Annotated in this window: 26 protein-coding genes; 17 read left to right on the plus strand and 9 right to left on the minus strand. The window is 55.3% G+C overall.

The genetic code is table 11. From position 1 onward, the window contains the following. Positions 1 to 101: 101 nt before the first annotated feature. Genes G163CM_RS15930 through spt form a run of 4 tightly spaced genes read left to right on the plus strand, consistent with a single transcriptional unit; the run spans position 102 to position 4197 of the window. Positions 102 to 1838, plus strand: coding sequence for a fatty acyl-AMP ligase (locus G163CM_RS15930; RefSeq protein ID WP_231825601.1), 1737 nt, complete (start codon positions 102 to 104; stop codon positions 1836 to 1838). Further along, complete coding sequence (locus G163CM_RS15935; protein ID WP_231825602.1) at positions 1835 to 2746, plus strand: NAD-dependent epimerase/dehydratase family protein; 912 nt, start codon at positions 1835 to 1837, stop codon at positions 2744 to 2746. Before G163CM_RS15930 ends, G163CM_RS15935 begins: the two co-directional genes overlap by 4 nt. A gap of 31 nt (positions 2747 to 2777) precedes the next feature. Further along, on the plus strand, positions 2778 to 3038 hold the full coding sequence (locus G163CM_RS15940; RefSeq protein ID WP_015966262.1) for an acyl carrier protein: 261 nt from the start codon (positions 2778 to 2780) through the stop codon (positions 3036 to 3038). After that, positions 3025 to 4197, plus strand: coding sequence for a serine palmitoyltransferase (spt, locus tag G163CM_RS15945; RefSeq protein WP_231825603.1), 1173 nt, complete (start codon positions 3025 to 3027; stop codon positions 4195 to 4197). Before G163CM_RS15940 ends, spt begins: the two co-directional genes overlap by 14 nt. Positions 4198 to 4242: 45 nt before the next feature. On the opposite strand, the gene lptG is transcribed toward spt, so the two are convergent. The 7 genes from lptG to G163CM_RS15980 form a co-directional block, all read right to left on the minus strand. Next, positions 4243 to 5322, minus strand: a complete 1080-nt coding sequence (lptG, locus tag G163CM_RS15950) for an LPS export ABC transporter permease LptG (protein WP_231825604.1) — start codon at positions 5320 to 5322, stop codon at positions 4243 to 4245. Continuing rightward, a complete protein-coding gene (lptF, locus tag G163CM_RS15955; RefSeq protein ID WP_231825605.1) occupies positions 5319 to 6389 on the minus strand; it encodes an LPS export ABC transporter permease LptF in 1071 nt (356 codons plus the stop codon). The genes lptG and lptF overlap by 4 nt, the downstream gene beginning before the upstream one ends. Next, on the minus strand, positions 6376 to 6990 hold the full coding sequence (locus tag G163CM_RS15960; RefSeq protein WP_231825606.1) for a YtfJ family protein: 615 nt from the start codon (positions 6988 to 6990) through the stop codon (positions 6376 to 6378). Before G163CM_RS15960 ends, lptF begins: the two co-directional genes overlap by 14 nt. A gap of 16 nt (positions 6991 to 7006) precedes the next feature. Beyond that, a complete protein-coding gene (locus G163CM_RS15965; protein ID WP_231825607.1) occupies positions 7007 to 7831 on the minus strand; it encodes a hypothetical protein in 825 nt (274 codons plus the stop codon). Beyond that, positions 7828 to 9165: a lipopolysaccharide biosynthesis protein gene (locus G163CM_RS15970; RefSeq protein ID WP_231825608.1), complete on the minus strand. Its 1338-nt coding sequence runs from the start codon at positions 9163 to 9165 to the stop codon at positions 7828 to 7830. The genes G163CM_RS15965 and G163CM_RS15970 overlap by 4 nt, the downstream gene beginning before the upstream one ends. Positions 9166 to 9252: 87 nt before the next feature. Continuing rightward, the gene (locus tag G163CM_RS15975) at positions 9253 to 10005 is read right to left on the minus strand and encodes a nucleoside/nucleotide kinase family protein (RefSeq protein WP_231825609.1); all 753 of its coding nucleotides are present in this window, start codon (positions 10003 to 10005) and stop codon (positions 9253 to 9255) included. A gap of 39 nt (positions 10006 to 10044) precedes the next feature. After that, positions 10045 to 10758, minus strand: coding sequence for a nucleoside/nucleotide kinase family protein (locus G163CM_RS15980; RefSeq protein WP_231825610.1), 714 nt, complete (start codon positions 10756 to 10758; stop codon positions 10045 to 10047). A 173-nt stretch (positions 10759 to 10931) separates the two neighbouring features. On the opposite strand from G163CM_RS15980, the gene G163CM_RS15985 reads away from it, so the two are divergent. Then, positions 10932 to 11639, plus strand: a complete 708-nt coding sequence (locus G163CM_RS15985; RefSeq protein ID WP_231825611.1) for a dTMP kinase — start codon at positions 10932 to 10934, stop codon at positions 11637 to 11639. A gap of 42 nt (positions 11640 to 11681) precedes the next feature. Here G163CM_RS15985 and pitA read toward each other — a convergent pair whose 3' ends face one another. Together pitA and proP are read right to left on the minus strand one after the other, a co-directional pair. Beyond that, positions 11682 to 13181: an inorganic phosphate transporter PitA gene (gene pitA / locus G163CM_RS15990; protein ID WP_231825612.1), complete on the minus strand. Its 1500-nt coding sequence runs from the start codon at positions 13179 to 13181 to the stop codon at positions 11682 to 11684. A gap of 279 nt (positions 13182 to 13460) precedes the next feature. Then, positions 13461 to 14963, minus strand: a complete 1503-nt coding sequence (gene proP, locus G163CM_RS15995; protein WP_015966273.1) for a glycine betaine/L-proline transporter ProP — start codon at positions 14961 to 14963, stop codon at positions 13461 to 13463. A gap of 824 nt (positions 14964 to 15787) precedes the next feature. Here proP and kdgT point away from each other — a divergent pair. From kdgT to phnK, 12 genes are all read left to right on the plus strand, one after another. Further along, positions 15788 to 16789: a 2-keto-3-deoxygluconate transporter gene (gene kdgT, locus G163CM_RS16000; protein WP_231825613.1), complete on the plus strand. Its 1002-nt coding sequence runs from the start codon at positions 15788 to 15790 to the stop codon at positions 16787 to 16789. 151 nt (positions 16790 to 16940) lie between these two features. Beyond that, positions 16941 to 17276, plus strand: coding sequence for a zinc ribbon domain-containing protein YjdM (locus G163CM_RS16005; RefSeq protein ID WP_015966275.1), 336 nt, complete (start codon positions 16941 to 16943; stop codon positions 17274 to 17276). 136 nt (positions 17277 to 17412) lie between these two features. Next, on the plus strand, positions 17413 to 17853 hold the full coding sequence (gene yjdN, locus G163CM_RS16010) for a VOC family metalloprotein YjdN (RefSeq protein ID WP_015966276.1): 441 nt from the start codon (positions 17413 to 17415) through the stop codon (positions 17851 to 17853). 130 nt (positions 17854 to 17983) lie between these two features. Then, positions 17984 to 18772 carry a phosphonate ABC transporter ATP-binding protein gene (gene phnC, locus G163CM_RS16015; protein WP_231825614.1) on the plus strand — a complete coding sequence of 263 codons (789 nt, stop codon included), beginning with the start codon at positions 17984 to 17986 and terminating at the stop codon, positions 18770 to 18772. A gap of 24 nt (positions 18773 to 18796) precedes the next feature. After that, entirely contained in the window at positions 18797 to 19813 is a 1017-nt protein-coding gene (gene phnD / locus G163CM_RS16020) for a phosphonate ABC transporter substrate-binding protein (RefSeq protein WP_113859062.1), read from the plus strand. 88 nt (positions 19814 to 19901) lie between these two features. Continuing rightward, positions 19902 to 20681: a phosphonate ABC transporter, permease protein PhnE gene (gene phnE / locus G163CM_RS16025; protein ID WP_001193500.1), complete on the plus strand. Its 780-nt coding sequence runs from the start codon at positions 19902 to 19904 to the stop codon at positions 20679 to 20681. Between the two features lie 20 nt (positions 20682 to 20701). Continuing rightward, positions 20702 to 21427 carry a phosphonate metabolism transcriptional regulator PhnF gene (gene phnF, locus G163CM_RS16030; protein ID WP_001295387.1) on the plus strand — a complete coding sequence of 242 codons (726 nt, stop codon included), beginning with the start codon at positions 20702 to 20704 and terminating at the stop codon, positions 21425 to 21427. After that, a complete protein-coding gene (gene phnG, locus G163CM_RS16035; protein ID WP_000542796.1) occupies positions 21428 to 21880 on the plus strand; it encodes a phosphonate C-P lyase system protein PhnG in 453 nt (150 codons plus the stop codon). After that, a complete protein-coding gene (gene phnH, locus G163CM_RS16040) occupies positions 21877 to 22461 on the plus strand; it encodes a phosphonate C-P lyase system protein PhnH (protein WP_231825615.1) in 585 nt (194 codons plus the stop codon). The genes phnG and phnH overlap by 4 nt, the downstream gene beginning before the upstream one ends. Then, positions 22461 to 23525 (plus strand): alpha-D-ribose 1-methylphosphonate 5-triphosphate synthase subunit PhnI, encoded by a 1065-nt coding sequence (phnI, locus tag G163CM_RS16045; protein WP_231825616.1) that lies wholly within the window; start codon positions 22461 to 22463, stop codon positions 23523 to 23525. Before phnH ends, phnI begins: the two co-directional genes overlap by 1 nt. Beyond that, the gene (phnJ, locus tag G163CM_RS16050; RefSeq protein WP_000002284.1) at positions 23518 to 24363 is read left to right on the plus strand and encodes an alpha-D-ribose 1-methylphosphonate 5-phosphate C-P-lyase PhnJ; all 846 of its coding nucleotides are present in this window, start codon (positions 23518 to 23520) and stop codon (positions 24361 to 24363) included. The genes phnI and phnJ overlap by 8 nt, the downstream gene beginning before the upstream one ends. Continuing rightward, positions 24360 to 25118 carry a phosphonate C-P lyase system protein PhnK gene (phnK, locus tag G163CM_RS16055; RefSeq protein ID WP_231825617.1) on the plus strand — a complete coding sequence of 253 codons (759 nt, stop codon included), beginning with the start codon at positions 24360 to 24362 and terminating at the stop codon, positions 25116 to 25118. Before phnJ ends, phnK begins: the two co-directional genes overlap by 4 nt. The last annotated feature ends 131 nt before the right edge of the window (positions 25119 to 25249 follow it).

The raw sequence follows: 25249 nt of genomic DNA on the forward strand, positions 1-25249 counted from the left end.
ATAAACACCGCACTAAACTTTACCTTTCATGACAATATAAACTATATTACCTTCGCCTTATTATCCTGAAACTTTTTAATTGAATATTATTCATGGTGTATATGTCCAACAAAACCCCAACTCATACTCTGCCGATGCGCTATGCGGACTTCCCTACTCTGGTGGAAGCGTTGGACTATGCAGCCCTGGGTCGCGCCGGTATGTATTTCTACGATCGCCGTATCCAGCTTGAGAACACGCTGGAATACCGCCAGCTGCAGCAACGCGCAAAAGCAGGCGCGCGGCGGTTGCTGTCGCTGAACATTCGTAAAGGCGAACGCGTCGCGCTGATCGCCGAAACCAGTACCGGGTTTGTCGAAGCCTTTTTTGCGTGTCAATACGCCGGTCTGGTGGCCGTTCCGCTCGCCATTCCAATGGGCGTAGGACAACGTGATTCTTACACCACTAAACTTCAGGGTTTATTAGCCAGTTGTAAACCCGCGGCCATTATTAGCAGTGATGAATGGCTTTCATTAATTGATGTGGGAAATATAGATAACGCCTCTCTGCATATTTTAAGTCATGCTGATTTTAATGCGCTGACAGAAAAAGAGGTCGAACTCTCGCTACCGTCTCCCGATGATATTGCATATCTTCAGTACACCTCCGGTAGCACGCGCTTCCCGCGCGGCGTCATTATTACGCATCGGGAAGTTATGGCGAATTTACAGGTAATTAGCCACGATGGAATAAAATTACGCGCCAGCGATCGCTGCGTCTCCTGGCTGCCGTTCTATCATGATATGGGGTTAGTCGGCTTTCTGTTAACGCCGGTCGCGACGCAGCTCTCCGTCGATTATTTGCGTACGCAAGATTTTGCTATGCGCCCGCTCCAGTGGCTAAAGCTTATTAACCAAAACCGCTGCACAGTCTCGGTTGCGCCACCTTTCGGCTACGACCTGTGCCTGCGCCGCGTCAACGATCGCGATCTGGCCGAACTCGATCTCTCCTGCTGGCGTGTGGCGGGCATTGGCGCAGAACCTATTCCTGGGCAGCAGTTAACCGAGTTTGGCGAACGCTTTCGTCAGGCACAGTTTGACCCTCATGCATTTATGCCCTGCTATGGCCTGGCTGAGAATGCGCTGGCGGTGAGCTTCTCCGCCGAAGCGGCTGGATTGCAGGTCCATGAGATTGACCGTGATATTCTTGAGTGCAAAGGTAAAGCTGTTGCCCCCACCGCACAAACACGCGCCATCTCCACCTTTGTTAACTGCGGCAAGGCGCTTCCCGGGCATGCTATTGAAATCCGTAATGAAATGGGTAAACGTCTGGCGGAGCAGGAAATCGGTCATATCTATATTTCCGGGCCGAGTCTGATGAGCGGTTATTTCCAGGACCTGGCCTCACAAAAAGAGATTGAGTCTACCGGCTGGATGGACACGGGCGATCTGGGTTATCTGCTGGACGACAACCTCTACGTCACCGGGCGCATAAAAGACCTGATTATTATTCATGGCCGCAATATCTGGCCGCAGGATATTGAATACGTCGCGGAAAAAGAACTGGGGATTCATTCGGGCAATGCCATTGCGTTTGTCACCGCGCAGGAACGGATTGTGTTGCAGATTCAATGCCGCATCAGCTCTGAAGAACATCGTCAGCAAACGCTGCATGCGCTTACCGCGCGCATTCAAAGTGAATTCGGCGTGACGGCGGACATCGAATTTGTCCCACCGCACAGCATTCCGCGCACCTCTTCCGGCAAACCCGCACGCGCCGAGGCTAAACGACGCTATTTAACCCCAACTGGCGAGACCATCAGCCCGCAACAAACGTCGGTGGCAGGTTACGTACAATGAGTCATACGGTCGCGGTGACCGGCGGAACCGGTTTTATCGGCAAGCATATTCTTGCCAGTCTGCTTTCCCGCGGCTTTACGGTGCGCGCCTTAACTCGCGCACCGCGTAATGATTCAAGCCAACAGCTCACCTGGGTTCAGGGCTCGTTGGAAGACCGAAACGCCCTCACGGAGCTGGTAAAAGGCGCGCGTTATATCGTTCATGGCGCGGGTCAGGTGCGTGGGCATAATGAAGACGTCTTCACCCAGTGCAATGTAATGGGCAGCCTGCGCCTGCTGCAGGCCGCAAAAGAAGGCGGATATTGCGAGCGCTTTCTGTTTATCTCTTCGCTGGCGGCGCGGCATCCTGAACTCTCGTGGTACGCCAACTCTAAATATATTGCCGAACAGAAATTAGCGGCGATGTCTGCGGGTATCTCACTGGGGATATTCCGCCCCACCGCCGTCTATGGTTCGGGCGATAAAGAACTCAAACCGCTATTCGACTGGATGCTGCGGGGCGTACTTCCCCAGCTCAGCGCGGCGGAGACAAAACTGACCTTCATTCACGCCATCGACCTCGCGCAGGCCGTTACGCAGTGGTTATCCAGTGACGTTCCGCAGGCGCATACCTACGAATTATGCGATGGCAACAAAAGCTATTGCTGGAAGGATCTTCAGGAGATCGGCTCAACCGCGCGTCATGGCCCGGTCCGATTAATCCCTGTTCCGCTCTATCTGCTGCAAATTATGGCAGATATCAGCACGCGGCTAAGCCAGCTTGCCGGAAAAGAACCAATGCTTACCCGGTCAAAAATCTGCGAACTCACGCATCCGGACTGGTCGGTCAATATTCAAAACGCAGTCGACGATTTTAACTGGTCTCCAGGGATTAGCCTGACGCACGCAATACACCACAGGCTATTTTGATTTTCTACATAACAGGTGTGGCAACATTTCTATGGTAAATCGTGAAAGAGTGATGGATTACATTCTCTCCTGCTTGCGGGAGATGATCGAAAAGGGACTGGAAATCAAGCCTGACAGTGACCTCGTCAACGATCTGGGCCTGGAGTCGATAAAGGTGATGGATTTATTGATGGAGCTTGAAGATGAATTCGATATTTCCATACCTATCAACATCTTGCTGGATGTCAGAACGCCTGCGCAATTGCGCGACGCCTTAATTCCTTTCCTGGAGAACCGCAATGAGCCTGTATGATAAGTTTTCGCGTCTCGCCAGCGAGCGCGAGCAGTTTTCCACCTCCGGCATTACGCCATTCGGCACCTGCATCGACGAAGTCTACTCCGCCACGCAGGGGCGTATTGGCACGCAGCGCGTCATTCTGGCGGGCACCAATAACTATCTCGGCCTGACCTTTAATGCCGACGCTATCGCCGAGGGCCAGGCGGCGCTGGCCGCACAGGGCACCGGCACCACCGGGTCTCGTATGGCGAACGGCAGCTATGGGCCGCATCTTGCTTTAGAGCAGGAACTGGCTGCGTTTTTTGACCGTCCGAGCGCGATCGTCTTTTCAACCGGCTACACCGCCAACCTCGGTGTGATCAGCGCGCTGGCAGACCACAACGCGGTGGTACTGCTGGACGCCGACAGCCACGCCAGCATCTACGATGCCTGCACGCTGGGCGGCGCGGAAATCATTCGCTTCCGCCACAATGATGCGAAAGATCTCGAACGCCGGATGGTACGTCTGGGCGAGCGGGCGCATGAAGCCATCATCATCGTCGAAGGCATTTACAGCATGCTCGGCGACGTTGCGCCGCTGGCGGAAATTGTCGATATCAAGCGTCGTCTGGGCGGCTTTTTGATCGTGGATGAAGCGCACTCCTTCGGCGTCATGGGGCTGCATGGTCGTGGCCTGGCTGAAGCGGTTGGCGTTGAGCGGGATGTCGATATCATCGTCGGTACCTTCAGTAAAAGCCTCGCGTCAATCGGCGGCTTCGCCGTTGGCGGTAAAGAGATGGAAGTGCTGCGCTACGGCAGCCGTCCCTATATTTTCACCGCCTCGCCATCGCCTTCCAGCATCGCTTCCGTGCGTTCCGCTTTACATACCATCGCCACCCAACCCGCGCTGCGGCAAAAACTGTGGGACAACGCGCATCGTCTGTATGAAGGGTTAGAAAAGCTGGGCTATCAGCTCGGCTCGCATATCAGCCCGGTCGTGCCGGTAATTATCGGTTCGAAAGAGGAGGGTCTGCGGATCTGGCGTGAACTGATTACATTAGGCGTTTATGTGAACCTGATTCTGCCGCCCGCTGCGCCTGCCGGCATCACCTTGCTGCGTTGTAGCATGAACGCCGCGCACAGCGATGAAGAGATCGATGCCATTCTTCAGGCATTCGCCACGCTGAAATCCTGAAACCAGGTTCAGCCATGCGCGTATCACGCCGCATGGCTGAACCACTCACCGCACCCGATCGTATCGCCGCACTAATAGCAACGCCACCATTACGCATACCGTCGGCAGTACCAGCGCGGTTAGCGGCGCATTGAGGCTGAACAATAACCCCAGGTTAACCAAAATCTGATAGCTAATGTAGAGCAGCAGCCCGAGTATGCCGCCAACGGCTAAACGGCTGCCGAGCCCTGACGAGCGCGGCGTGACGAAAGCGAAGGGAATCGCCAGTAAAATCATCGCCAGCGTCAAAATGGGCCGCCCCAGCTTTTGCCAGAGCGCCAGCCGGTATTCCATGCTGGGCTGATGCGTTTGCTGTAAATAGGCAATGTAATGATTGAGCTGGCGAATAGAGAAGGTGTTCCCCGGCAACGAAAGCACATCCAGGCTCATATGGGTGAAAAAAGCGTTCCACGGTAAACTTGCTTTGCTTTCAATCGTTTCCCTGCCCTTATTCCACTGTTTTTTACGCACATCCTGAAGCACCCACTTATCGTCTTTCACAACGGTCGCCTTGCGGGCATAGATGTAGAACTCAAGCGTGAGATCGTCACGATAGTGGAAAATCTCCACGCCGACAGGCTGCCCCTGTTCGTTCAGGGATTTCACGGTCATAAAGGTATTACCCCGGCGCGCCCACAGCACATTCCCGGTAATATCGATACCGTTCTCGGCGGCCATCGCCACGTTTCTGATTTGCAGCGCGCGCTGCTGTAATGGCGAGGCCACCCACTCATCAATCGCCCCCAGCGACACCGCCCACATCACGCCCGCGCATAGCGCCACCATTGCAATCCTGAAAACGGAGAAACCGGTGCTACGAATGGCCGTCAGCTCACTGCTTTTCGACAGCAACCCCAGCCCGACAATCCCCCCGAGCAGCGCGATAAAGGGCCCAAGATCGATAAGGCAGCGCGGGAGCGTCATCAACACCACCAGCACCGCCTGCGTCCAGTGATAACCGCCGGGGCTGACATCATCCAGCTCGTTGATCAGATTAAAGGTGCTAAACAGCGGTAGCAGCAGGCCCGCCGCCGCCGCGAAACCGGTGAAAAGGTAACGAATCAGGTAACGGCTGAATAGAGTCATCGGAAGAGTTTCTGTCGCCAGGAGAAGTCACGCGCCATCAGCACCAGCATGCCGAAAAGCATAAGAACAGGCACCAGCCAGACGCCAGGCGTCAGCGGTATCGCACCGTTCGCCACCAGCGTTCGGCAAACATTGCCACCATAGAAAATCGCGACGAACATCAGCGTTAGTGGGATTAACGTGGCAAAGCGCCCCTGCCGGGGTTTAACGCGGCTTAAGGGAACGGCCAGCAGCGCCATCAGCAGCGCGGTGATCCCCCGGCTTTTTCGCCACTGAAGCTCTGCATGGTCAGCCGGATCGGGAGAAATCGCCAGCACCTCTGCCGCTTTGGCCTTTCTTTTAATTTCAATGCGCTGGGTCAGCGGATTCAGATGCAATTCCAGATTACGGTATATTTGCTCGTTATCGTCGCTGCCTTCATGGTCGAGCGTGTAGGCCGTTCCGGCATGCAGCATCACCGTTGGCGTCAGGGGGGATGGGTCGATCACATCTACAGATTGCGCGCGAAACAGGCTGGTTTTGCCGCCTGCCGAGGTGTAAATCAGCGCTTCATTCAGGTGATTCGAGGTGGGGTTAATCATCTCGGCCATGATCATGCGGCCATTGTCATTGACGTTGAATTTTTTGGCCTGCAAATGGCGAACGTCCAGTTCCGATTGCGACTGCTGCTCTAACAGGTAGATTTGCGCATACGCCCAGGGCCTGCCATACACCGAGAGCAGCATCACCAGAATACTCAACGGGATAGCCAGAAAAACGACCGCCCTGTACAGGCGCAACGGGCTGGCGCCTGCGGCAGACATAGCGGTGATTTCCGAGTCAGTGTAAAGCTGACCGAGCGTCACGCCCACCGATACATACAAGGCGACGGGTAGCAGCATCTCCAGCGCAATCAGCACTTTATAGAAAACCACGCTCAATACCACTTCCAGCGCCAGCGTGCCGTTCGCTGCTTCGGTGAGATAGCGTTGCGCACAGTAGCAGGTGAAAATGAAGATCAAGAAGCCGACCATGATCAGCATCAGGCGGCAGGTTCCGCCCATGATGTAACGCTCAATTAGTTTCATTTTTCGCCGCGGATCTTGCTTGTTCCGAAATGAGCTTCCACAACAGCGTAATCACCTCGCTGACCTCTTTTTCCGTCAGGCCGCCATCTTTGGCCCACACGATTTGCCCCTGATGATTAAGGACAAAAATGGTAGAGCTCTCCTCCGGAAGCTGCCAGCGATTTCGCCCCACGCCGCCGCCGTCGATGATGAACTGTGCCCAGGCGTACCGACGCTTGTTTTTCTCAATCTTCCCGCGCACAAAATAGCTGGTGCCGAAGATGACATCGTCGGTATTCACAATAGTGGTGGGCTGGAACACATCGCCGGGGAAGTGTGCCTTCTCAACGGCTTTAATCAGCAGCGAATTTTTCTTTTTCGCGGACTTTCGCCCGGCGATGTACTGAACAATGCGCACCTTCCCCGCCAGCTGAGCGCTGTTCCAGGACTGATAGCGAATGCTATCGTCGTCGTTCAGTATCAATTCGCCGCCGTCGCTGATGGCGATCGGCGAAACGGCTTTACCGACGACAAAATTGTGCGCCATCGCCAGGCCGGGAAGGCACAGCAACGCCATTATCAACAGAATGGCGCGCGTGCCGCGCCTTCGATTATCCGTCATCGTGTTGTGCATCCTTTTACAGCGGAAAGCGCGCGAGTAGCAGCTCTAAACGCTGGCGGATGTCTTCATCCAGCGCCACGGGCGTCGCGTAGGCCAGGCGGTTTTCCATGTCGTCGGCCACCATCTCATCATGCTTGTCACCCATCAGCCCATTAATGGCGGCTAAAAAACGGGAGACCTGCCGCGCTTCGCGGTTTTCCGGGTCAATTGACCGCAGGGTGTCGTAGTATGAAACCTGCTGGCTGATGATTTTCCGTACATCATGAAATTCCCGGCCCGTGAGCTTCGGTTTGGCAATAATCGTCTTTAGCGCCTGCATTTGCGCCTGGCGACAGGCGACAAAATTGTCGACGCTCGCCAGCCTGCTATGGCGCAGGCGATAGCGCACCAGCCCCCATATCGGCGAGCTCAAATACACCCGCAGCAACCTGGCGTAAAAGGTAATGACATCCTTCTTTTGATTACGAAATCCGTCCTGAAAGCGCCCGAGATAGACCGTCGTTTTGCCAAACAGGAAACCGGCCTGGTGCTTCTGTAGATACAACCGCTGGGCGAAGCGCAGGTGTTTATAGCGCGCGCGCATGTATTTGTACTGCAATCGTTCTGCCGCAGAGAGCTCGACACCGCTCGCCTGTTTCAACGTGAGATCCAGCAAATCCCGGCGCTGTACGCCCTCTTCCCAGAATTGCAGGCACAAGGCATAGTTGCTTTGAATGATTTCCGACGTGCAGTGCAAATCAATCACCGGCGGCAGGCTGACCTGCGCGTCGACGTAATCGTCCTCTTCGACCGCCGTAAAGAGGCGTTGGGTCACTTCAGGTGCAAAACGTTTCTCTATCACTTTCCGCCCTCCGTCGATCCTTTAAAGACCAGTAAATGGCGCTGAAAATAGGCCCGTAGCGTCGGTGCCAGCGAAAACAAGACATCGAGGCACTGGCCGAAGAAGTAGGCGAAGGCCGCGCCCATCACGCCATAAACATGCGACAGCGCAATCAATAAAATGAGATAGCCCGCTGAAGCAAACGTCTGGGCGACGAGAAAAGCGCGCTGTTTGCCCGCCATGAGCAGCAGCGACTCCTGCGGGAAGCCCACCATCGAGATGACAATGGCCGCCAGCATCACCTGAATTAAGTCGTACGCTTCGAGGTATTTCACTCCGAAAACCAGCGAGATCAGCGGCTTACCAACCAGAATAACCAGCAGCGCGACCAGCACGCCGATCCCGCCCGCCAGCAGCGCAGAGCGGATACCCAGCATCCACGGACGCTTTGTGCGCGGGTCAAGACGCATCACTTCCGGATAAAAACTTTTGCCCAGTAAACCGGCGGGGGTGCCGGCCGCATCAAAGAAGGTCATCGCGATTTTGAACAGCCCCGCTGCCGCCGGGCCCAGCACCACACCAACCAGCACGGTGCTACAGGAGTTGCGCGCCGCCCAGATGGAGTGCGCGATGTTGGTTGACCAGACAAAACCCCAGGCGCCCGGTATCCGTCGCGCGGATTCAAACAAACGTGGACGCAGCGCGTCATGAATATTGCGCCGACGCAGTTCGCGCGCGGCAAACCACCAGTACATAGTGCCGCCCACCAGATTGGAGGCGTACCAGGTGACCACAAACCCGGCAAAGCCAAAATCGCCGAAATAGGCAATCACGCTGCCCAGGGCGCGCAGAAAAGGCTTGGTCGCCTGCTGAATGGCAATCAGGTCAAAGCGGTCAACCGCACGCAAAATGCCGGTCGGCGTGGATGACGCCATGGAGGGAATTAACGTGCAATAGAGCATGGCTAACCAAAAACTTTGCGCATCCAGCCCCATGGAATGAGAGAGAAACGGCAGCAGCGCCATTCCGCCGACAATAGCAACGGCCCCGCTGGCAATATCCAGGCCAAAGGAAAACGACACCACATCACGAAACTGCTGCGGGTTATTATTTTCCAGCGCGGGCGTGCCGTACTGAACCACCAATTGCCAGGTCTGAAACTTGATGAAATCGCTGATCGATTTGGCATAAGACTGCACCACCACCAGCACGCCGAACATCGCGGGCATCATTCCCTTCCCGGCGCAGGAGAGCGCCAGCAGCCCTAACAGGGCGCTGACCACATTACTGGAGCCTAAATAGGCGCTATTGCGAATAATGGTGCGAAACGCGCCATCAGAAAACCAATTTTTCATTGTTATAACAACAGTCCATTCAGGCTTTTTATATTCAGCGTGGAATTAATCCCATCGCATTTATAATTAAATCAAATGATTTTTAGATTAATGTTCGACACGCTGACGTTTTGAAATAGCCGCTACCGTCGATGCTGCGGCTAATGCTTTTTGAAGCACCTCGGCATAAGGCGCTCGCGCATCCAGTTCGATAATGCGTGAACCGTTGTATTGAATTTTCGACATTACGCCGATTTTATCCCTCAGCTCTTCATAATCGTGATCGGGCTTACGCGAAAACGCGGTCTCCACATCAATCATCAGTCGAATAATTAATTCCGGTTGATAACGTGCCATTTGCTGATAAAGCTGCTGCTCGCGCGCTGCCAGCCGCTGCTTTATTTTCCCCGTTGCACGCTCAATGCCTATACCTGGCCCATCGTAATAAAAACCGGAGATTTCAGCCTGGGGAAAGCGATCGCTCACCACCAGCACGCCGCTTTGCGTCAGTTGCTGAACCCTGCGTAATTTCACGCGCCGACGAAGCGAAAAGGCGAACATAATCAACGCGGCCCAAATCGCTGGCGAGCGGTTTTTCATGCTCTGCGTCTTTGATGACTTGGCGGCCAAACGCCGTTCAAGCCAGACGCCAATAAACGGTAACTTTTTGATTTTGACACCGTCTTCTCCTGAAAGCAGGCCAAGATAACGGCGCTCGGTGACCCATTGCATTTGCAGTTGTTTAACCAGATCCGTGGTCAGGGTTGATTTACCGGTGCCATCACAGCCCACCACCGCAATCAGGCCGGGAATACATTCGGTCTGAGGCATTGCGGCCTGAGTGAGGTTGGTCGTTTCCATGGTATTTACTCTTGAGTTCGTCACAATCAGGTGCGGTCGTCAGGAAAGCGCGGACTGAATCGAACGTAATGATTCAGCGAGGATTTCATCCGCGGGCTGACGTCCATCCAGCTCGAGAATGGGCGCGCCGTTAAAGTTAAGCGTAGGGATAACGCTGGTTTTCTCATGCAGCGCCGCCAGTGAGTGGTCGGGCTTGCGGCTGAAGGCCGTTTGCTCATCAATCGCGAGGCGAATCAATAACACAGGGATATAAGAGGCCATCCAGTGATACAGATTCAGCTCCTTTTTTCTGAGCATACACACCCAGCCGTTGCCGCCTTCCGTCTTTGCCAGTTGCGGGCCATCAAAGCGAAAACCGGGCACTTCCCCCTGCGGATAGCGGTCGGTTATCAATAGATATCCTTGCTCGCTTTGGCGCAGCATTTTGCGAAACTTCCAGGCCCGCCAGCAGGAGAGTAAAAAGATAACCAGCGCACTCACGTTGCCAGGAGGTTGCGAGGGGAAGTAGTGAACTTTGGCGGCTTTGGCGCGTAAATAACGGCCAAACGGCGCGCCGATAATCGGCAGTTGCGAAATCCATTCGCCAATACGCCCGGAAGATTGCCCCAGATACAATAATTGCGTAGGCATTTTCGGGGCCAGCTTTTCAAGTAGCGCCATCGCCAGCGTGGATTTCCCGGAACCATCACAACCGACTATGGCAATCACTCTGACAAAAGGTGGATTAACCTTTCGGATATTATATTGGCCCATGGAAAACCCATTATTAAAGAAATGATTGTATATTACTGGCATTGTGCTCAGAATATCTTTTCGTCATTGTCGTGACAATAATTAAATGGCCGCGCGACATAAACTATCGCCGTATCTAAATACATTTATCAAAATAATATTTAATGTGAATATATTAAATAAGGGATATATTTATGCAGTCAATAACTCCTCCGGTTATTGCCGTTATTGGCAGTGATGGCTCCGGCAAATCCACTGTTTGTGAACGCCTGATTAAAACCGTACAAAAATATGGCCCCGCCGAACAGGTGCATTTAGGAAAACAGGCGGGCAACGTTGGCCGCGCCGTCACAAAACTTCCCTTAATGGGAAAATCGCTGCATAAAACCATCGAACGCAACCAGGTGAAAACGGCAAAAAAATTGCCCGGCCCCATTCCCGCGCTGGTGATTACCGCTTTTGTGGCACGCCGCCTGCTGCGCTTTCGCCATATGCTGGCGTGCCACAAGAAGGGGCTGATCGTGTTAACCGACCGCTACCCGCAGGCGCAAATCCCCGGCGCTTACGACGGTACCGTTTTTCCGCCAAATATTACCGGCAGCCGTTTTGTCTCCTGGCTGGCAGAGCTTGAACGCAAAGCGTTCCACTGGATGGCGAGCTATAAGCCTGATTTAGTGATTAAACTGAACGTTGACCTTGAAGTGGCCTGCGCGCGGAAACCCGATCACAAGCGGGAATCGCTGGCGCGGAAGATTGCCATCACACCGCAGTTGACCTTTAACGGTGCCGAGCTGATCGATATTGATGCCAATAAACCGCTGGATGAAGTGCTGAACGACGCAGAAAACGCGGTGATGCGCTTTATGGAAAGCCGGGGTTATATCCCGCTGACGAACGTCTGATAATCCCGTTAAGCCCGGTAGACCGGGCTTAACCCAAACAATTTAGATAAGCTGAAGCGCAATCCAGTAAAGCACCCCGGATAAAAAGATGGCCGCTGGCAGCGTGAAGATCCACGCCATCAGGATGCTGGTCACCGTTTTACGCTGCAACCCACCGCCATCTACCAGCATCGTGCCAGCCACCGCAGAAGAGAGCACGTGCGTTGTGGAGACCGGCATCCCAACATAGCTCGCCAGGCCGATAGAAATCGCCGCCGTAATTTGGGCGGACATGCCCTGAGCGTAAGTCATGCCTTTCTTACCGATCTTCTCGCCAATGGTCATCGCCACGCGCCGCCAGCCAATCATTGTCCCGATACCCAGCGCCAGCGCCACGGCCATAATTATCCAGATGGGCGCGTACTCGATGGTGCTCAGAATATCGCTTCGCAGTTTTTTCAGCATCTGCTGGTCATTGCGGTTCACTCCTTCAGACTTCGCCACTTTCTCAGCCGTATCGGAGATGCAGAGCATGATGCGCCTCAGTTGGCTACGCTGCCCCACTTCTAAGGCGCTGTAGTTAGTCACATTGCCTGCCAGCAGGGTTTTAACGCGTTCAAAGGCATCCATGGTATTTGCCGGATGACAGTGGAATACGCTGGATTGCACATCGCCCGATTGCGCAGTCGCCACCGGCTGCTCCGTTGTGGTAATGGTTTTCAGCAGCTCAGGGCGCTGCTCAAGAAACACTTCAAAATTGTTGATGGCATCGCGAGTACGGGCAATTTCGTAACCCGACGCATTCATATTGACCACAAACCCGGCGGGCGCAATCCCAACCAGGACCAGCATCACCAGGCCAATACCTTTCTGGCCATCGTTCGCGCCGTGAGAAAACGCCACGCCCGCCGCTGAGACAATCAACGAGGTTCGCGTCCAGAACGGAGGTTTGCGCACGCCACCTTTCTTTTTACGCTCTTCCGGCGAGCGATGGATACGGGCGCGTTTTTTGGTGCCGCTCCAGAAGCGACGCAGCAGAAAAATCAACCCGCCCGCCAGCGCGAGGCCGACAATCGGCGAGACAATTAAGGAGGTGAAAATTTTCGTGACTTCGCGCAGATTCAGCGCATCCACTACGGAGTTGCCGTTCATAATCGCGTTGGTGAGCCCGATCCCGATTATCGCGCCAATCAACGTATGCGAACTGGACGCCGGCAAGCCGAAAAACCAGGTGCCGAGGTTCCAGATGATTGCCGCCAGCAGCATTGAAAAGACCATCGCCAGCCCATGCGAAGAGCCCATATTCAGCAGCAAATCCGTCGGTAGCATATGCACAATGGCGTAAGCCACGCTAAGCCCCCCTAACAGCACGCCAAAAAAGTTGAACGCAGCGGCCATAACCACCGCCAACTGTGGGCGCATCGCGCGCGTGTAGATAACCGTCGCCACCGCGTTGGCCGTATCGTGAAAGCCATTAATTGCTTCGTAAAACAGGACGAATGCCAGAGCAAGCAATAATAAAAGCCCGGTGTATATATCCAAGCCAATAAATAAATTTAGCATATATATAATTGCGCCATATTAAAATTATAAACAGGCGCATTATCGGGGAGTTTAGCCATTCGGGCAAAGTGAATTACGTTTTTTTGTCGACTGTGCAATAAATAGAAAACCATTGGGTTAAAAAATTAATTACTATAAATAAATCATTATGCACACATCCATAGCATGAATAATATTCGATTTAAAAAGTCGCGGGAACATATGAATATTCTTGTTAAATGTTTCCAAAAAAAAACCGGGTAAGACTCGCGTCTACCCGGCTTGATGATGAACGAATGATTACTCGTTAATTTTTGGATGCTGCTGCACCAAACGCGTTCTCTGCTCCTGCAAGGTCGCGATTTCGGCATCGATATCTTCGATTTTATGCTCGATGTTATCGTGATGCTCCTGCAAAATTTCTCGCGCTTCTTCGATATCCGATGCGGCAGGCGTCGCGCCTTTCAGCGGACGGTTAGCCGTCTCTTTCATGGTCAGGCCGGTAATCAGGCCGATCACTGCAATCACCATCAGATAGTAAGCCGGCATCATCAGGTTCTGTGAAGTTTCCACCAGCCAGGCCGCCAGCGTCGGCGTCAGACCCGCAATCAGCACAGAGATGTTAAAGGCCGCAGCCAGCGCGCTGTAACGAATATGCGTCGGGAACATCGCCGGCAGCGTCGACGCCATTACGCCGGTAAAGCAGTTGAGGATCACCGCCAGCAACAGCAGACCAGCGAAAATCAGGCCAATCACATTACTGTTAATCAGAATGAAGGCCGGAATCGCGAACACCAGCAGCGCCACGCTACCAATAATGACAAATGGACGACGACCAAAACGGTCGCTCAAAAGCCCCATAACCGGCTGCACAAACAGCATACCAATCATGATGGCGATAATAATCAGCACGCCATGATCTTCTGAGTAGTGCAGGTTATGCGACAGGTAGCTCGGCATATAGGTCAACAGCATGTAATAGGTGACGTTGGTCGCGATAACCAGACCAATACACGCCAACAGGCTGCGCCAGTGTTTAGTGGCGATTTCTTTAAAGGAAACTTTTGGCCCGTCCTGTAAACCCTGACGGTCGCCCTGTTCGAGTTTCTCAACGTGCTGCTGGAACGCTGGCGTCTCTTCCAGCGCATGACGCAGATAGAGGCCAATAATCCCTAACGGCAGCGCAATAAAGAACGGAATACGCCAGCCCCACTCAAGGAAGTTTTCCTCACCCACGACGGTGGAGATCAGCACCACTACGCCCGCGCCCAGTACGAAGCCCGCGATGGAGCCGAAATCAAGCCAACTGCCCATAAAGCCGCGTTTACGGTCAGGTGAATATTCGGCAACAAAGATTGATGCCCCGGTATATTCACCGCCCACCGAGAAGCCCTGCGCCATTTTACACAGCAACAGCAGGACGGGCGCCCAGATACCAATAGACGCATATGACGGTATCAGACCAATACAGAAGGTACTGATCGACATAATAACGATGGTGATCGCCAGGATTTTCTGACGCCCGTACTTATCGCCGAGCATCCCAAAGAACAGACCGCCCAACGGGCGAATTAAGAACGGTACGGAGAACGTCGCCAGCGCGGCAATCATCTGCACGCTTGGGTCGGCGCCCGGGAAGAAGACTTTACCTAAGGCGTAAGCCACAAAGCCATACACACCAAAGTCGAACCATTCCATAGCATTACCAAGCGAGGCCGCAGTGATGGCTTTACGGAGCTTGGCATCATCGATAATCGTGACATCACGGAGCGTGATCGGCTTTACTTTTTTCCTTCGAAGCATGGGTATTCCTCATTTACATTCGCCGTTAACGCACACCCTGTGGAGTCGAACAGCGCGCTGCTCGCATGGTGTACGGAGGAGTCGGGAAAATGCAGACTCCTGTTTATCAAGCGTAGCAGGTTTGCTTGTACTGCTAGCGCGCCCCTTGCGCGGGAGCGCATTTGGGGGTGACAGCTTCGCGTTACACTCCTCAGGGTTCATAGAGTGCCGAAAGCTACCGGTGCAATCAAACCTGTTGACGCCTGTACTGGCTAATTACAGGTGGTTAAAAAATCCCCGGAATGTCGGTTCCGGTTTGGACTCAGGCCTTTTACCCTACCAGCGTTTAAATTTGTGATCAACTTCGCAAATAAATGCACGCTGTTGTTAAGTTGAGTCGATATTCGTAAATAAGTTCAATCTTAATGGATTTTTCCGTCAAAGCGCGGCTCGGTATTGTTACCAAAAACACACCCAAAAATGTCAAATAACCCTCGAAATAATTACCCGCAGTATTATTTATTTAAGATAAATCTCACCATATAAATTCACAAAGTTTTCACAGCCGATTTATCTCATCGTGCAGAGGATAAGATTTCATCAAAATATGTGATCGATATAACTAAAACACTGTTTTATTTTCATTGAATCATAATTCCAGCAAATGCATCATAGTTTCAGGAACAGCACCACGGGGCTTTTCAGGGAGAATTTCTCCCTCGTTGTACCCACCGCGTTCCGGCCGCATGGACAGAGATGCCCGAAAGGAAAGACTCGGGTAACTGGTTGAAATTATTATTCTTAACCTCTTCCGTCGTCGTTCAGATGAGAAGCGAGGATGTAATATGAAAATTAAAGCCACAATGGAAAGAATCCCTGGCGGGATGATGCTGATCCCTTTACTGCTGGGTGCCGTATTAAATACCTTTGCGCCAAACACCGGCGAATACTTTGGTTCATTCACGAAAGGCATGATTGGCGGAACGGTGCCGATTCTGGCAGTCTGGTTCTTCTGTATCGGTGCTTCAATTGACTTACGCGCAACCGGAACGGTGTTACGTAAATCCGGTACGCTGGTACTGACCAAAATTGGCGTCGCCTGGATCGTGGCACTGATTGCAGCGATGTTTATTCCAGAAAATGGTATCCAGACCGGATTCTTTGCGGGTCTGTCCGTTCTGGCAATTGTTTCCGCCATGGATATGACCAACGGTGGCTTATATGCCAGCCTGATGAACCAATATGGCACGAAAGAAGAGTCCGGCGCGTTCGTATTGATGTCGCTGGAGTCCGGCCCATTGATGACCATGGTTATTCTGGGTTCCGCTGGCCTGGCCACTTTCGAACCGCATCACTTTATCGGCGCCGTACTGCCGTTCCTGGTTGGTTTCGCGTTAGGTAACCTGGACCACGATCTGCGTGCCTTCTTCAGCAAAGCAACGCCGGTACTGATTCCATTCTTCGGCTTCGCGCTGGGGAATACCATCAACCTGAGCGTGATTATGGACACCGGCCTGCTGGGCATAGCCCTGGGCGTTGCGGTTATCGTTATCACCGGTATTCCACTGATTATTGCTGACCGCGTGATTGGCGGTGGTAACGGTACGGCGGGCATTGCGGCCTCCTCCGCGGCAGGTGCGGCAGTCGCCAACCCGGTGATTATCGCCCAGATTAACCCATCGTTTGCTCCGGTTGCCGCCTCTGCCACCGCGCTGGTCGCGGCAAGCGTCATCGTCACGGCGATTCTGGTACCTATCATCACCGCGCTTTACGCCAGACGTTTCGGCAAGGTTCCCGCAGCGGAAACCAGCACCACCGCGAGCGTCTCTCAGGCCGCGCATCACTAACATCCCCCGCCCCCTCTTCGGAGGGGGTTCTGTTTCCTCCCTGGAATAACGCCGACAAAAGTGTGGTTTTGCGCTATCATTAGCGACTGTTTGCGGCATTATGCCGGTTTTTAGGGGCTTATTGCCCTTTCGCACTTTTGAGGAAATCCCCATGTCATTACCCCACTGCCCGAAATGCAATTCCGAATACACTTACGAAGATAACGGCATGTATATCTGCCCGGAATGCGCCCACGAATGGAACGATGCTGAACCCGCACAGGACAGCGATGAGCTGATTGTGAAAGATGCCAACGGCAATCTGCTGGCCGACGGCGACAGCGTCACCGTGGTGAAAGATCTGAAAGTGAAAGGCAGCTCTTCGATGCTGAAGATCGGCACCAAAGTGAAAAACATTCGCCTGGTGGAAGGCGACCACAACATCGATTGCAAAATCGATGGTTTCGGCCCGATGAAGCTGAAATCTGAGTTTGTGAAAAAGAACTAATTGTATCTGTTGTCACACGATCGGTAGGCCGGATAAGGCGCACGCGCCGCATTCGGCCTACAAATCCCCGCTCCACCCTCATCTGTACAAAATTCGAACTACACTTAATGGGCTCTTCTTACCTGAGGTAACGATTATGCCGTTAAGTCCCTACATTGCTTTCGCCGGAAACTGCGCCGATGCCATCGCCTACTATCAACAGACGCTGGGCGCGGAATTGCTCTACAAAATCACCTTTGGCGAAATGCCGAAAGATGCGCAGGAAAGCAGCGACGGCTGCCCCTCCGGCCAAACCTATCCTGAAAGCGCGATTGCCCATGCCAACCTGAAAATTGCGGGAAGCGACATCATGATGAGCGACGGCGCGCAAAGCGGAAATACCGGCTACAGCGGCTTCACGCTGGTGCTGGATACCCAGGACGTCAACGAAGGGAAACGCTGGTTCGATAGCCTGGCGGCAGAAGGCCAGATCGAAATGGCCTGGCAGGAAACCTTCTGGGCGCACGGTTTCGGCAAAGTCACCGATCGCTACGGCCTGCCCTGGATGATCAACGTCGTCAAACAGCCTGGCGGATAACTCTGCGGGAGGCACGCCCTCCCGCTGTCATCATTTTCACCCTAACTCTTCATCTTTACGTCACTCACGCTTAACCCAACTGTCACAAAAATTCGCCACGATGGAGCCACTTTTTTAGGGAGGCTCCAGCATGCAAACGATTATCCGCGTCGAACAACTGAGCAAAACCTTCAATCAGCATCAGGCGCTGCATGCGGTTGATCTGAACATTCATCACGGTGAAATGGTGGCTCTGCTTGGGCCGTCGGGTTCCGGCAAATCCACCCTTTTACGTCACTTAAGCGGCCTGATTATCGGCGATAAAAAGCCAGAATGCCGCGTCGAACTGCTGGGCCGTACCGTCCAGCAAAATGGCCGTCTGGCACGCGATATCCGCAAAAGCCGCGCCCATACCGGCTACATCTTCCAACAATTCAACCTGGTGAACCGCCTGACCGTGCTGGAGAACGTGCTAATTGGCGCGCTCGGCAGCACGCCGTTCTGGCGCACCTGTTTTAGTTGGTTTACCCGCGAGCAGAAACAGCGCGCGTTACAGGCGCTGACCCGCGTCGGTATGGCGCACTTTGCATACCAACGCGTTTCCACGCTCTCCGGCGGCCAGCAGCAGCGTGTGGCGATTGCCCGCGCGCTGATGCAGCAGGCGAAGGTGATTCTCGCCGATGAGCCCATCGCCTCGCTGGACCCGGAATCAGCGCGCATCGTGATGGACACCCTGCGCGACATCAACCAGAACGACGGCATCACCGTGGTCGTCACGCTGCATCAGGTGGATTACGCCCTGCGCTACTGCGAACGCATCGTCGCCCTGCGCCAGGGGCACGTCTTCTACGACGGCAGCAGCCAACAGTTTGATAACGAACGTTTTGACCATCTCTACCGCAGCATTAATCGCATCGAAGAGAACGCGAAAGCTGCCTGACATCCCCATCATTGAGGAAAACGAATGAACGCTAAGATAATTGCCTCGCTGGCCTTCACCAGCATGTTCAGCCTCAGCACCCTGTTAACCCCGGCGCACGCCGAAGAGCAGGAAAAGGCGCTGAATTTCGGCATTATTTCAACGGAATCACAGCAAAACCTGAAACCGCAATGGACGCCGTTTTTACAGGATATGGAGAAGAAGCTGGGCGTGAAGGTCAACGCCTTCTTTGCCCCGGACTACGCGGGCATTATCCAGGGGATGCGCTTCAATAAAGTGGATATCGCCTGGTACGGCAACCTGTCGGCAATGGAAGCGGTGGATCGCGCCAATGGCCAGGTCTTCGCCCAGACCGTCGCGGCGGACGGATCGCCGGGTTACTGGAGCGTGTTGATCGTCAACAAAGATAGCCCGATCAACAACCTGAACGATCTGCTGGCCAAGCGGAAAGATCTCACCTTCGGCAATGGCGATCCTAACTCCACCTCTGGCTTCCTCGTCCCCGGCTACTACGTCTTCGCCAAAAACAATATCTCCGCCAGCGACTTTAAGCGCACCGTCAACGCCGGGCATGAAACCAACGCGCTGGCCGTCGCCAACAAGCAGGTGGATGTCGCCACCAACAACACCGAGAACCTCGACAAGCTGAAAACCTCCGCGCCAGAGAAGCTGAAAGAACTGAAAGTGATCTGGAAGTCGCCGCTGATCCCCGGCGATCCGATCGTCTGGCGCAAAAATCTGTCCGAAACCACCAAAGACAAGATCTACGACTTCTTTATGAACTACGGCAAAACGCCGGAAGAGAAAGCGGTGCTGGAACGCCTGGGCTGGGCCCCGTTCCGCGCCTCCAGCGACCTGCAACTGGTACCGATTCGCCAGCTCGCGCTGTTTAAAGAGATGCAGGGCGTGAAAGGCAATAAAGGGCTGAATGAGCAGGACAAGCTCGCGAAAACCACCGAGATTCAGGCGCAACTGGATGACCTGGACCGCCTGAACAACGCGTTAAGCGCGATGAGTTCGGTGAGTAAAGCGGTGCAGTAACCCCTTTGCCCGGTGGCGCTACGCTTACCGGGCCTACCGTAGGCCGGATAAGGCAACGCCGCCATCCGGCAAAAAAACGGAGCAATCTATGCAAACCATCACCATCGCCCCACCCAAGCGTAGCTGGTTCTCGCTTCTGAGCTGGGCCGTTGTTCTCGCCGTGCTGGTCGTCTCGTGGCAGGGCGCGGAAATGGCCCCGCTCACGCTGATTAAAGACGGCGGCAACATGGCGACGTTCGCCGCCGACTTCTTCCCGCCCGATTTCAGCCAGTGGCAGGATTACCTCACCGAAATGGCCGTCACGCTGCAAATCGCCGTCTGGGGCACCGCGCTGGCGGTGGTTCTCTCCATCCCCTTCGGTCTGATGAGCGCCGAAAACCTGGTGCCGTGGTGGGTTTACCAGCCCGTTCGCCGCCTGATGGACGCCTGCCGCGCCATTAACGAAATGGTCTTCGCCATGCTGTTCGTGGTCGCCGTCGGTCTCGGCCCATTCGCTGGCGTGCTGGCGCTATTTATTCACACCACCGGCGTGCTCTCCAAGCTGCTTTCCGAAGCGGTAGAAGCAATTGAACCTGGCCCGGTGGAAGGCATTCGCGCCACCGGCGCCAACAAGCTGGAAGAGATCCTCTACGGCGTGCTGCCGCAGGTGATGCCGCTGCTGATCTCCTACTCCCTCTATCGCTTCGAGTCCAACGTCCGCTCGGCGACCGTCGTCGGCATGGTCGGCGCAGGCGGGATCGGCGTCACCCTGTGGGAAGCGATTCGCGGTTTCCAGTTCCAGCAAACCTGCGCCCTGATGGTGCTGATTATCGTCACGGTCAGCCTGCTGGATTTCCTCTCTCAACGGTTGCGTAAGCACTTTATCTGATAAGCGAGGCATTGATAGCTATGCACTTGTCTACACATCCGACCAGCTACCCAACACGCTATCAGGAGATAGCCGCAAAACTTGAGCAGGAGCTTCGTCAACACTACCGCTGCGGCGACTATCTTCCCGCCGAGCAGCAACTGGCAGCGCGCTTTGAGGTGAACCGCCACACCCTGCGCCGCGCCATCGACCAACTGGTGGAAAAAGGCTGGGTACAGCGCCGTCAGGGCGTCGGCGTGCTGGTGCTGATGCGCCCGTTCGATTACCCGCTCAACGCCCAGGCGCGTTTTAGCCAGAACCTGCTGGACCAGGGCAGCCATCCCACCAGCGAAAAACTGCTGTCGGTATTGCGCCCCGCGTCCGGCCACGTCGCTGACGCACTGGGGATTACCGAGGGCGAGAACGTCATCCACCTGCGCACCCTGCGTCGGGTCAACGGCGTCGCGCTCTGTTTAATCGACCACTACTTTGCGGACCTCACCCTTTGGCCGACGCTGCAACGCTTCGACAGCGGCTCGCTGCACGATTTTCTACGCGAGCAAACGGGGATTGCGCTGCGCCGCAGCCAGACGCGGATCAGCGCCCGCCGCGCCCAGGCCAAAGAGTGCCAGCGCCTTGAAATCCCGAATATGTCGCCGCTGCTGTGCGTGCGCACCCTTAACCACCGTGACGGTGAAAGCAGCCCGGCGGAGTACTCCGTCAGCCTGACGCGCGCCGACATGATTGAATTCACTATGGAGCACTGAATGCACGCAGATACCGCGACCCGCCAGCACTGGATGTCCGTGCTGGCGCACAGCCAACCGGCTGAACTGGCAGCCCGCCTGAACGCGCTGAACATCACCGCCGACTATGAAGTGATCCGCACTGCCGAAACTGGCCTGGTGCAGATTCAGGCGCGAATGGGCGGCACCGGCGAACGCTTTTTTGCCGGCGACGCCACGCTCACCCGCGCCGCCGTACGCCTGACTGACGGCACCCTCGGCTACAGCTGGGTGCTGGGGCGCGACAAACAGCACGCCGAACGCTGCGCGCTGATTGACGCGTTGATGCAGCAATCTCGCCATTTTCAAAACTTATCAGAAACCCTTATTGCCCCGCTGGACGCTGACCGTATGGCACGCATTGCCGCACGCCAGGCCGAAGTGAACGCCAGCCGGGTCGACTTCTTTACGATGGTTCGCGGAGACAACGCATGACCCTGGAAACCGCTTTTATGCTTCCCGTGCAGGATGCCCAGCACAGTTTTCGTCGCCTGTTAAAGGCCATGAGCGAGCCGGGCGTGATTGTCGCCCTGCATCAGCTCAAGCGCGGCTGGCAGCCGCTGAATATCGCCACCACCAGCGTGCTGCTCACGCTGGCCGATAACGACACGCCGGTGTGGCTTGCCGCGCCATTAAGTAACGATATCGTCAGCCAGAGCCTGCGTTTTCATACCAACGCGCCGCTGGTCAATCAACCGGAACAGGCGACCTTCGCGGTAACGGATGAGGCGATTTCCAGCGAACAGCTCAACGCCCTTTCCACCGGCACCGCCGTTGCGCCGGAAGCGGGTGCGACGCTGATTTTACAGGTCGCCAGCCTGAGCGGCGGGCGCATGTTGCGCCTCACCGGTGCGGGTATTGCCGAAGAACGAATGATCGCCCCGCAGCTACCGGAGTGCATTCTGCACGAACTCACCGAGCGCCCGCACCCGTTCCCGCTCGGCATCGACCTTATCCTGACCTGCGGCGAGCGCCTGCTGGCTATTCCGCGAACCACTCATGTGGAGGTGTGCTGATGTACGTTGCCGTGAAAGGGGGCGAGAAGGCGATCGACGCCGCCCACGCCCTGCAAGAGAGCCGACGCCGGGGCGATACCGATTTGCCTGAACTGAGCGTCGCCCAGATTGAACAGCAGCTTAACCTCGCGGTAGATCGCGTGATGACCGAAGGCGGCATTGCCGACCGCGAACTGGCGGCGCTGGCGCTGAAACAGGCCAGCGGCGATAACGTTGAAGCGATTTTCCTGCTGCGCGCCTACCGCACCACGCTGGCGAAGCTGGCGGTGAGCGAGCCGCTCGACACCACCGGGATGCGTCTCGAACGGCGTATCTCCGCTGTTTATAAAGATATTCCCGGCGGCCAGCTGCTTGGCCCGACCTACGACTACACCCATCGCCTGCTCGATTTCACCCTGCTGGCAAATGGTGAAGCGCCGACGCTGACCACCGCCGACAGCGAACAATCCCCGTCGCCGCACGTTTTCAGCCTGCTGGCGCGTCAGGGGCTGGCGAAGTTTGAAGAAGAGAGCGGCGCACAGCCGGATGACATCACCCGCACGCCGCCGGTTTACCCCTGTTCACGTTCTTCCCGTTTGCAGCAGTTAATGCGCGGCGACGAAGGCTATTTGCTGGCGCTGGCTTACTCCACCCAGCGCGGTTACGGGCGCAACCACCCGTTCGCGGGCGAAATCCGCAGTGGTTACATCGACGTGTCGATTGTGCCGGAAGAGCTGGGATTTGCGGTAAACGTCGGCGAACTGCTGATGACCGAGTGTGAAATGGTCAACGGTTTTATCGACCCGCCGGATGAGCCGCCGCACTTCACGCGCGGCTACGGGCTGGTGTTCGGCATGAGCGAGCGCAAAGCGATGGCGATGGCGCTGGTCGACCGCGCTCTGCAAGCCCCGGACTACGGCGAGCACGCGACAGGCCCGGCGCAGGATGAAGAGTTCGTGCTGGCGCATGCCGACAACGTCGAAGCCGCAGGCTTTGTCTCGCACCTCAAACTCCCGCACTACGTCGATTTCCAGGCCGAACTGGAGCTACTCAAACGTCTGCAACAGGAGCAGAACCATGGCTAATCTGAGCGGCTACAACTTTGCGTACCTCGACGAGCAGACCAAACGCATGATCCGCCGCGCTATCTTAAAAGCGGTGGCGATCCCCGGCTATCAGGTGCCGTTTGGCGGACGCGAGATGCCGATGCCCTACGGTTGGGGAACCGGCGGTATTCAGCTTACCGCCAGCGTGATTGGCGAAAGCGACGTGCTGAAGGTGATTGACCAGGGCGCAGACGACACCACCAACGCCGTGTCGATCCGTAACTTCTTTAAGCGCGTGACCGGGGTGAACACCACTGAACGTACGGACGATGCGACGCTTATCCAGACGCGCCACCGCATCCCCGAAACGCCGCTGACCGAAGATCAGATCATTATTTTCCAGGTGCCGATCCCCGAACCGCTGCGCTTTATCGAGCCGCGCGAAACGGAAACCCGCACCATGCACGCGCTGGAGGAGTACGGCGTGATGCAGGTGAAGCTGTATGAAGATATTGCCCGCTTCGGTCATATCGCCACCACCTACGCCTATCCGGTGAAGGTGAACGGGCGCTACGTGATGGACCCGTCGCCGATCCCGAAATTCGATAACCCGAAAATGGACATGATGCCCGCCCTGCAACTGTTCGGCGCAGGGCGTGAGAAGCGCATCTATGCGGTGCCGCCGTTTACCCGCGTGGAAAGTCTCGATTTCGACGATCACCCGTTCACCGTTCAGCAGTGGGATGAGCCATGCGCCATCTGCGGATCGACCCACAGCTATCTCGACGAAGTGGTGCTGGATGACGCCGGAAACCGCATGTTTGTCTGCTCCGATACCGATTATTGCCGCCAACAGAGCGAGGCGAAAAGCCAATGAATCAACCGTTACTTTCGGTCAATAACCTGACCCACCTTTACGCGCCGGGCAAAGGCTTTAGCGATGTCTCTTTTGATTTATGGCCGGGGGAAGTGCTGGGCATTGTCGGGGAATCCGGCTCCGGGAAGACCACGCTGCTGAAATCAATTTCCGCGCGTCTGACGCCGCAACAGGGGGAGATTCACTATGAAAACCGTTTCCTCTATGGCATGAGCGAGGCAGACCGCCGTCGCCTGCTGCGCACCGAATGGGGCGTGGTGCATCAGCATCCACTCGACGGCCTGCGCCGCCAGGTGTCGGCAGGCGGCAATATCGGCGAGCGGCTGATGGCGACCGGGGCACGTCATTACGGCGATATTCGCGCTACCGCGCAGAAGTGGCTGGAAGAGGTGGAAATTCCCGCCAACCGGATCGACGACCTGCCGACCACCTTTTCCGGCGGCATGCAGCAGCGTTTGCAGATTGCCCGCAACCTGGTGACGCATCCGAAGCTGGTGTTTATGGATGAACCGACCGGCGGGCTGGATGTGTCGGTGCAGGCCCGCCTGCTCGACCTGCTGCGCGGCCTGGTGGTGGAGCTGAACCTCGCGGTGGTGATTGTCACCCACGATTTAGGCGTCGCCCGCCTGCTGGCGGACCGTTTGCTGGTGATGAAGCAGGGGCAAGTGGTGGAGAGTGGGTTAACCGACCGCGTGCTCGACGACCCGCATCATCCGTATACCCAGCTGCTGGTGTCATCGGTTTTGCAGAATTGAGCCTTGCTGTGTCGGGTGGCGCTGCGCTTACCCGACCTACGGTACATGTAGGCCGGATAAGGCGTAGCCGCCATCCGGCATTTCAGGCCAACAAAACCATCGTAATACGTTGATATTAATTCATTTGTAGG

It is taken from the genome of Pseudocitrobacter corydidari, from assembly GCF_021172065.1.
Classification (GTDB): domain Bacteria; phylum Pseudomonadota; class Gammaproteobacteria; order Enterobacterales; family Enterobacteriaceae; genus Pseudocitrobacter; species Pseudocitrobacter corydidari.

What these genes read in the sequence shown, in the direction of transcription:
- G163CM_RS15930 (WP_231825601.1), top strand. Translation starts at nt 102, where the DNA reads ATGTCCAACAAAACCCCAACTCATACTCTGCCGATGCGCTATGCGGAC.
- G163CM_RS15935 (WP_231825602.1), top strand. Translation starts at nt 1,835, where the DNA reads ATGAGTCATACGGTCGCGGTGACCGGCGGAACCGGTTTTATCGGCAAG.
- G163CM_RS15940 (WP_015966262.1), top strand. Translation starts at nt 2,778, where the DNA reads ATGGTAAATCGTGAAAGAGTGATGGATTACATTCTCTCCTGCTTGCGG.
- spt (WP_231825603.1), top strand. Translation starts at nt 3,025, where the DNA reads ATGAGCCTGTATGATAAGTTTTCGCGTCTCGCCAGCGAGCGCGAGCAG.
- lptG (WP_231825604.1), bottom strand. Translation starts at nt 5,322, where the DNA reads ATGACTCTATTCAGCCGTTACCTGATTCGTTACCTTTTCACCGGTTTC.
- lptF (WP_231825605.1), bottom strand. Translation starts at nt 6,389, where the DNA reads ATGAAACTAATTGAGCGTTACATCATGGGCGGAACCTGCCGCCTGATG.
- G163CM_RS15960 (WP_231825606.1), bottom strand. Translation starts at nt 6,990, where the DNA reads ATGACGGATAATCGAAGGCGCGGCACGCGCGCCATTCTGTTGATAATG.
- G163CM_RS15970 (WP_231825608.1), bottom strand. Translation starts at nt 9,165, where the DNA reads ATGAAAAATTGGTTTTCTGATGGCGCGTTTCGCACCATTATTCGCAAT.
- G163CM_RS15975 (WP_231825609.1), bottom strand. Translation starts at nt 10,005, where the DNA reads ATGGAAACGACCAACCTCACTCAGGCCGCAATGCCTCAGACCGAATGT.
- G163CM_RS15980 (WP_231825610.1), bottom strand. Translation starts at nt 10,758, where the DNA reads ATGGGCCAATATAATATCCGAAAGGTTAATCCACCTTTTGTCAGAGTG.
- G163CM_RS15985 (WP_231825611.1), top strand. Translation starts at nt 10,932, where the DNA reads ATGCAGTCAATAACTCCTCCGGTTATTGCCGTTATTGGCAGTGATGGC.
- pitA (WP_231825612.1), bottom strand. Translation starts at nt 13,181, where the DNA reads ATGCTAAATTTATTTATTGGCTTGGATATATACACCGGGCTTTTATTA.
- proP (WP_015966273.1), bottom strand. Translation starts at nt 14,963, where the DNA reads ATGCTTCGAAGGAAAAAAGTAAAGCCGATCACGCTCCGTGATGTCACG.
- kdgT (WP_231825613.1), top strand. Translation starts at nt 15,788, where the DNA reads ATGAAAATTAAAGCCACAATGGAAAGAATCCCTGGCGGGATGATGCTG.
- G163CM_RS16005 (WP_015966275.1), top strand. Translation starts at nt 16,941, where the DNA reads ATGTCATTACCCCACTGCCCGAAATGCAATTCCGAATACACTTACGAA.
- yjdN (WP_015966276.1), top strand. Translation starts at nt 17,413, where the DNA reads ATGCCGTTAAGTCCCTACATTGCTTTCGCCGGAAACTGCGCCGATGCC.
- phnC (WP_231825614.1), top strand. Translation starts at nt 17,984, where the DNA reads ATGCAAACGATTATCCGCGTCGAACAACTGAGCAAAACCTTCAATCAG.
- phnD (WP_113859062.1), top strand. Translation starts at nt 18,797, where the DNA reads ATGAACGCTAAGATAATTGCCTCGCTGGCCTTCACCAGCATGTTCAGC.
- phnE (WP_001193500.1), top strand. Translation starts at nt 19,902, where the DNA reads ATGCAAACCATCACCATCGCCCCACCCAAGCGTAGCTGGTTCTCGCTT.
- phnF (WP_001295387.1), top strand. Translation starts at nt 20,702, where the DNA reads ATGCACTTGTCTACACATCCGACCAGCTACCCAACACGCTATCAGGAG.
- phnG (WP_000542796.1), top strand. Translation starts at nt 21,428, where the DNA reads ATGCACGCAGATACCGCGACCCGCCAGCACTGGATGTCCGTGCTGGCG.
- phnH (WP_231825615.1), top strand. Translation starts at nt 21,877, where the DNA reads ATGACCCTGGAAACCGCTTTTATGCTTCCCGTGCAGGATGCCCAGCAC.
- phnI (WP_231825616.1), top strand. Translation starts at nt 22,461, where the DNA reads ATGTACGTTGCCGTGAAAGGGGGCGAGAAGGCGATCGACGCCGCCCAC.
- phnJ (WP_000002284.1), top strand. Translation starts at nt 23,518, where the DNA reads ATGGCTAATCTGAGCGGCTACAACTTTGCGTACCTCGACGAGCAGACC.
- phnK (WP_231825617.1), top strand. Translation starts at nt 24,360, where the DNA reads ATGAATCAACCGTTACTTTCGGTCAATAACCTGACCCACCTTTACGCG.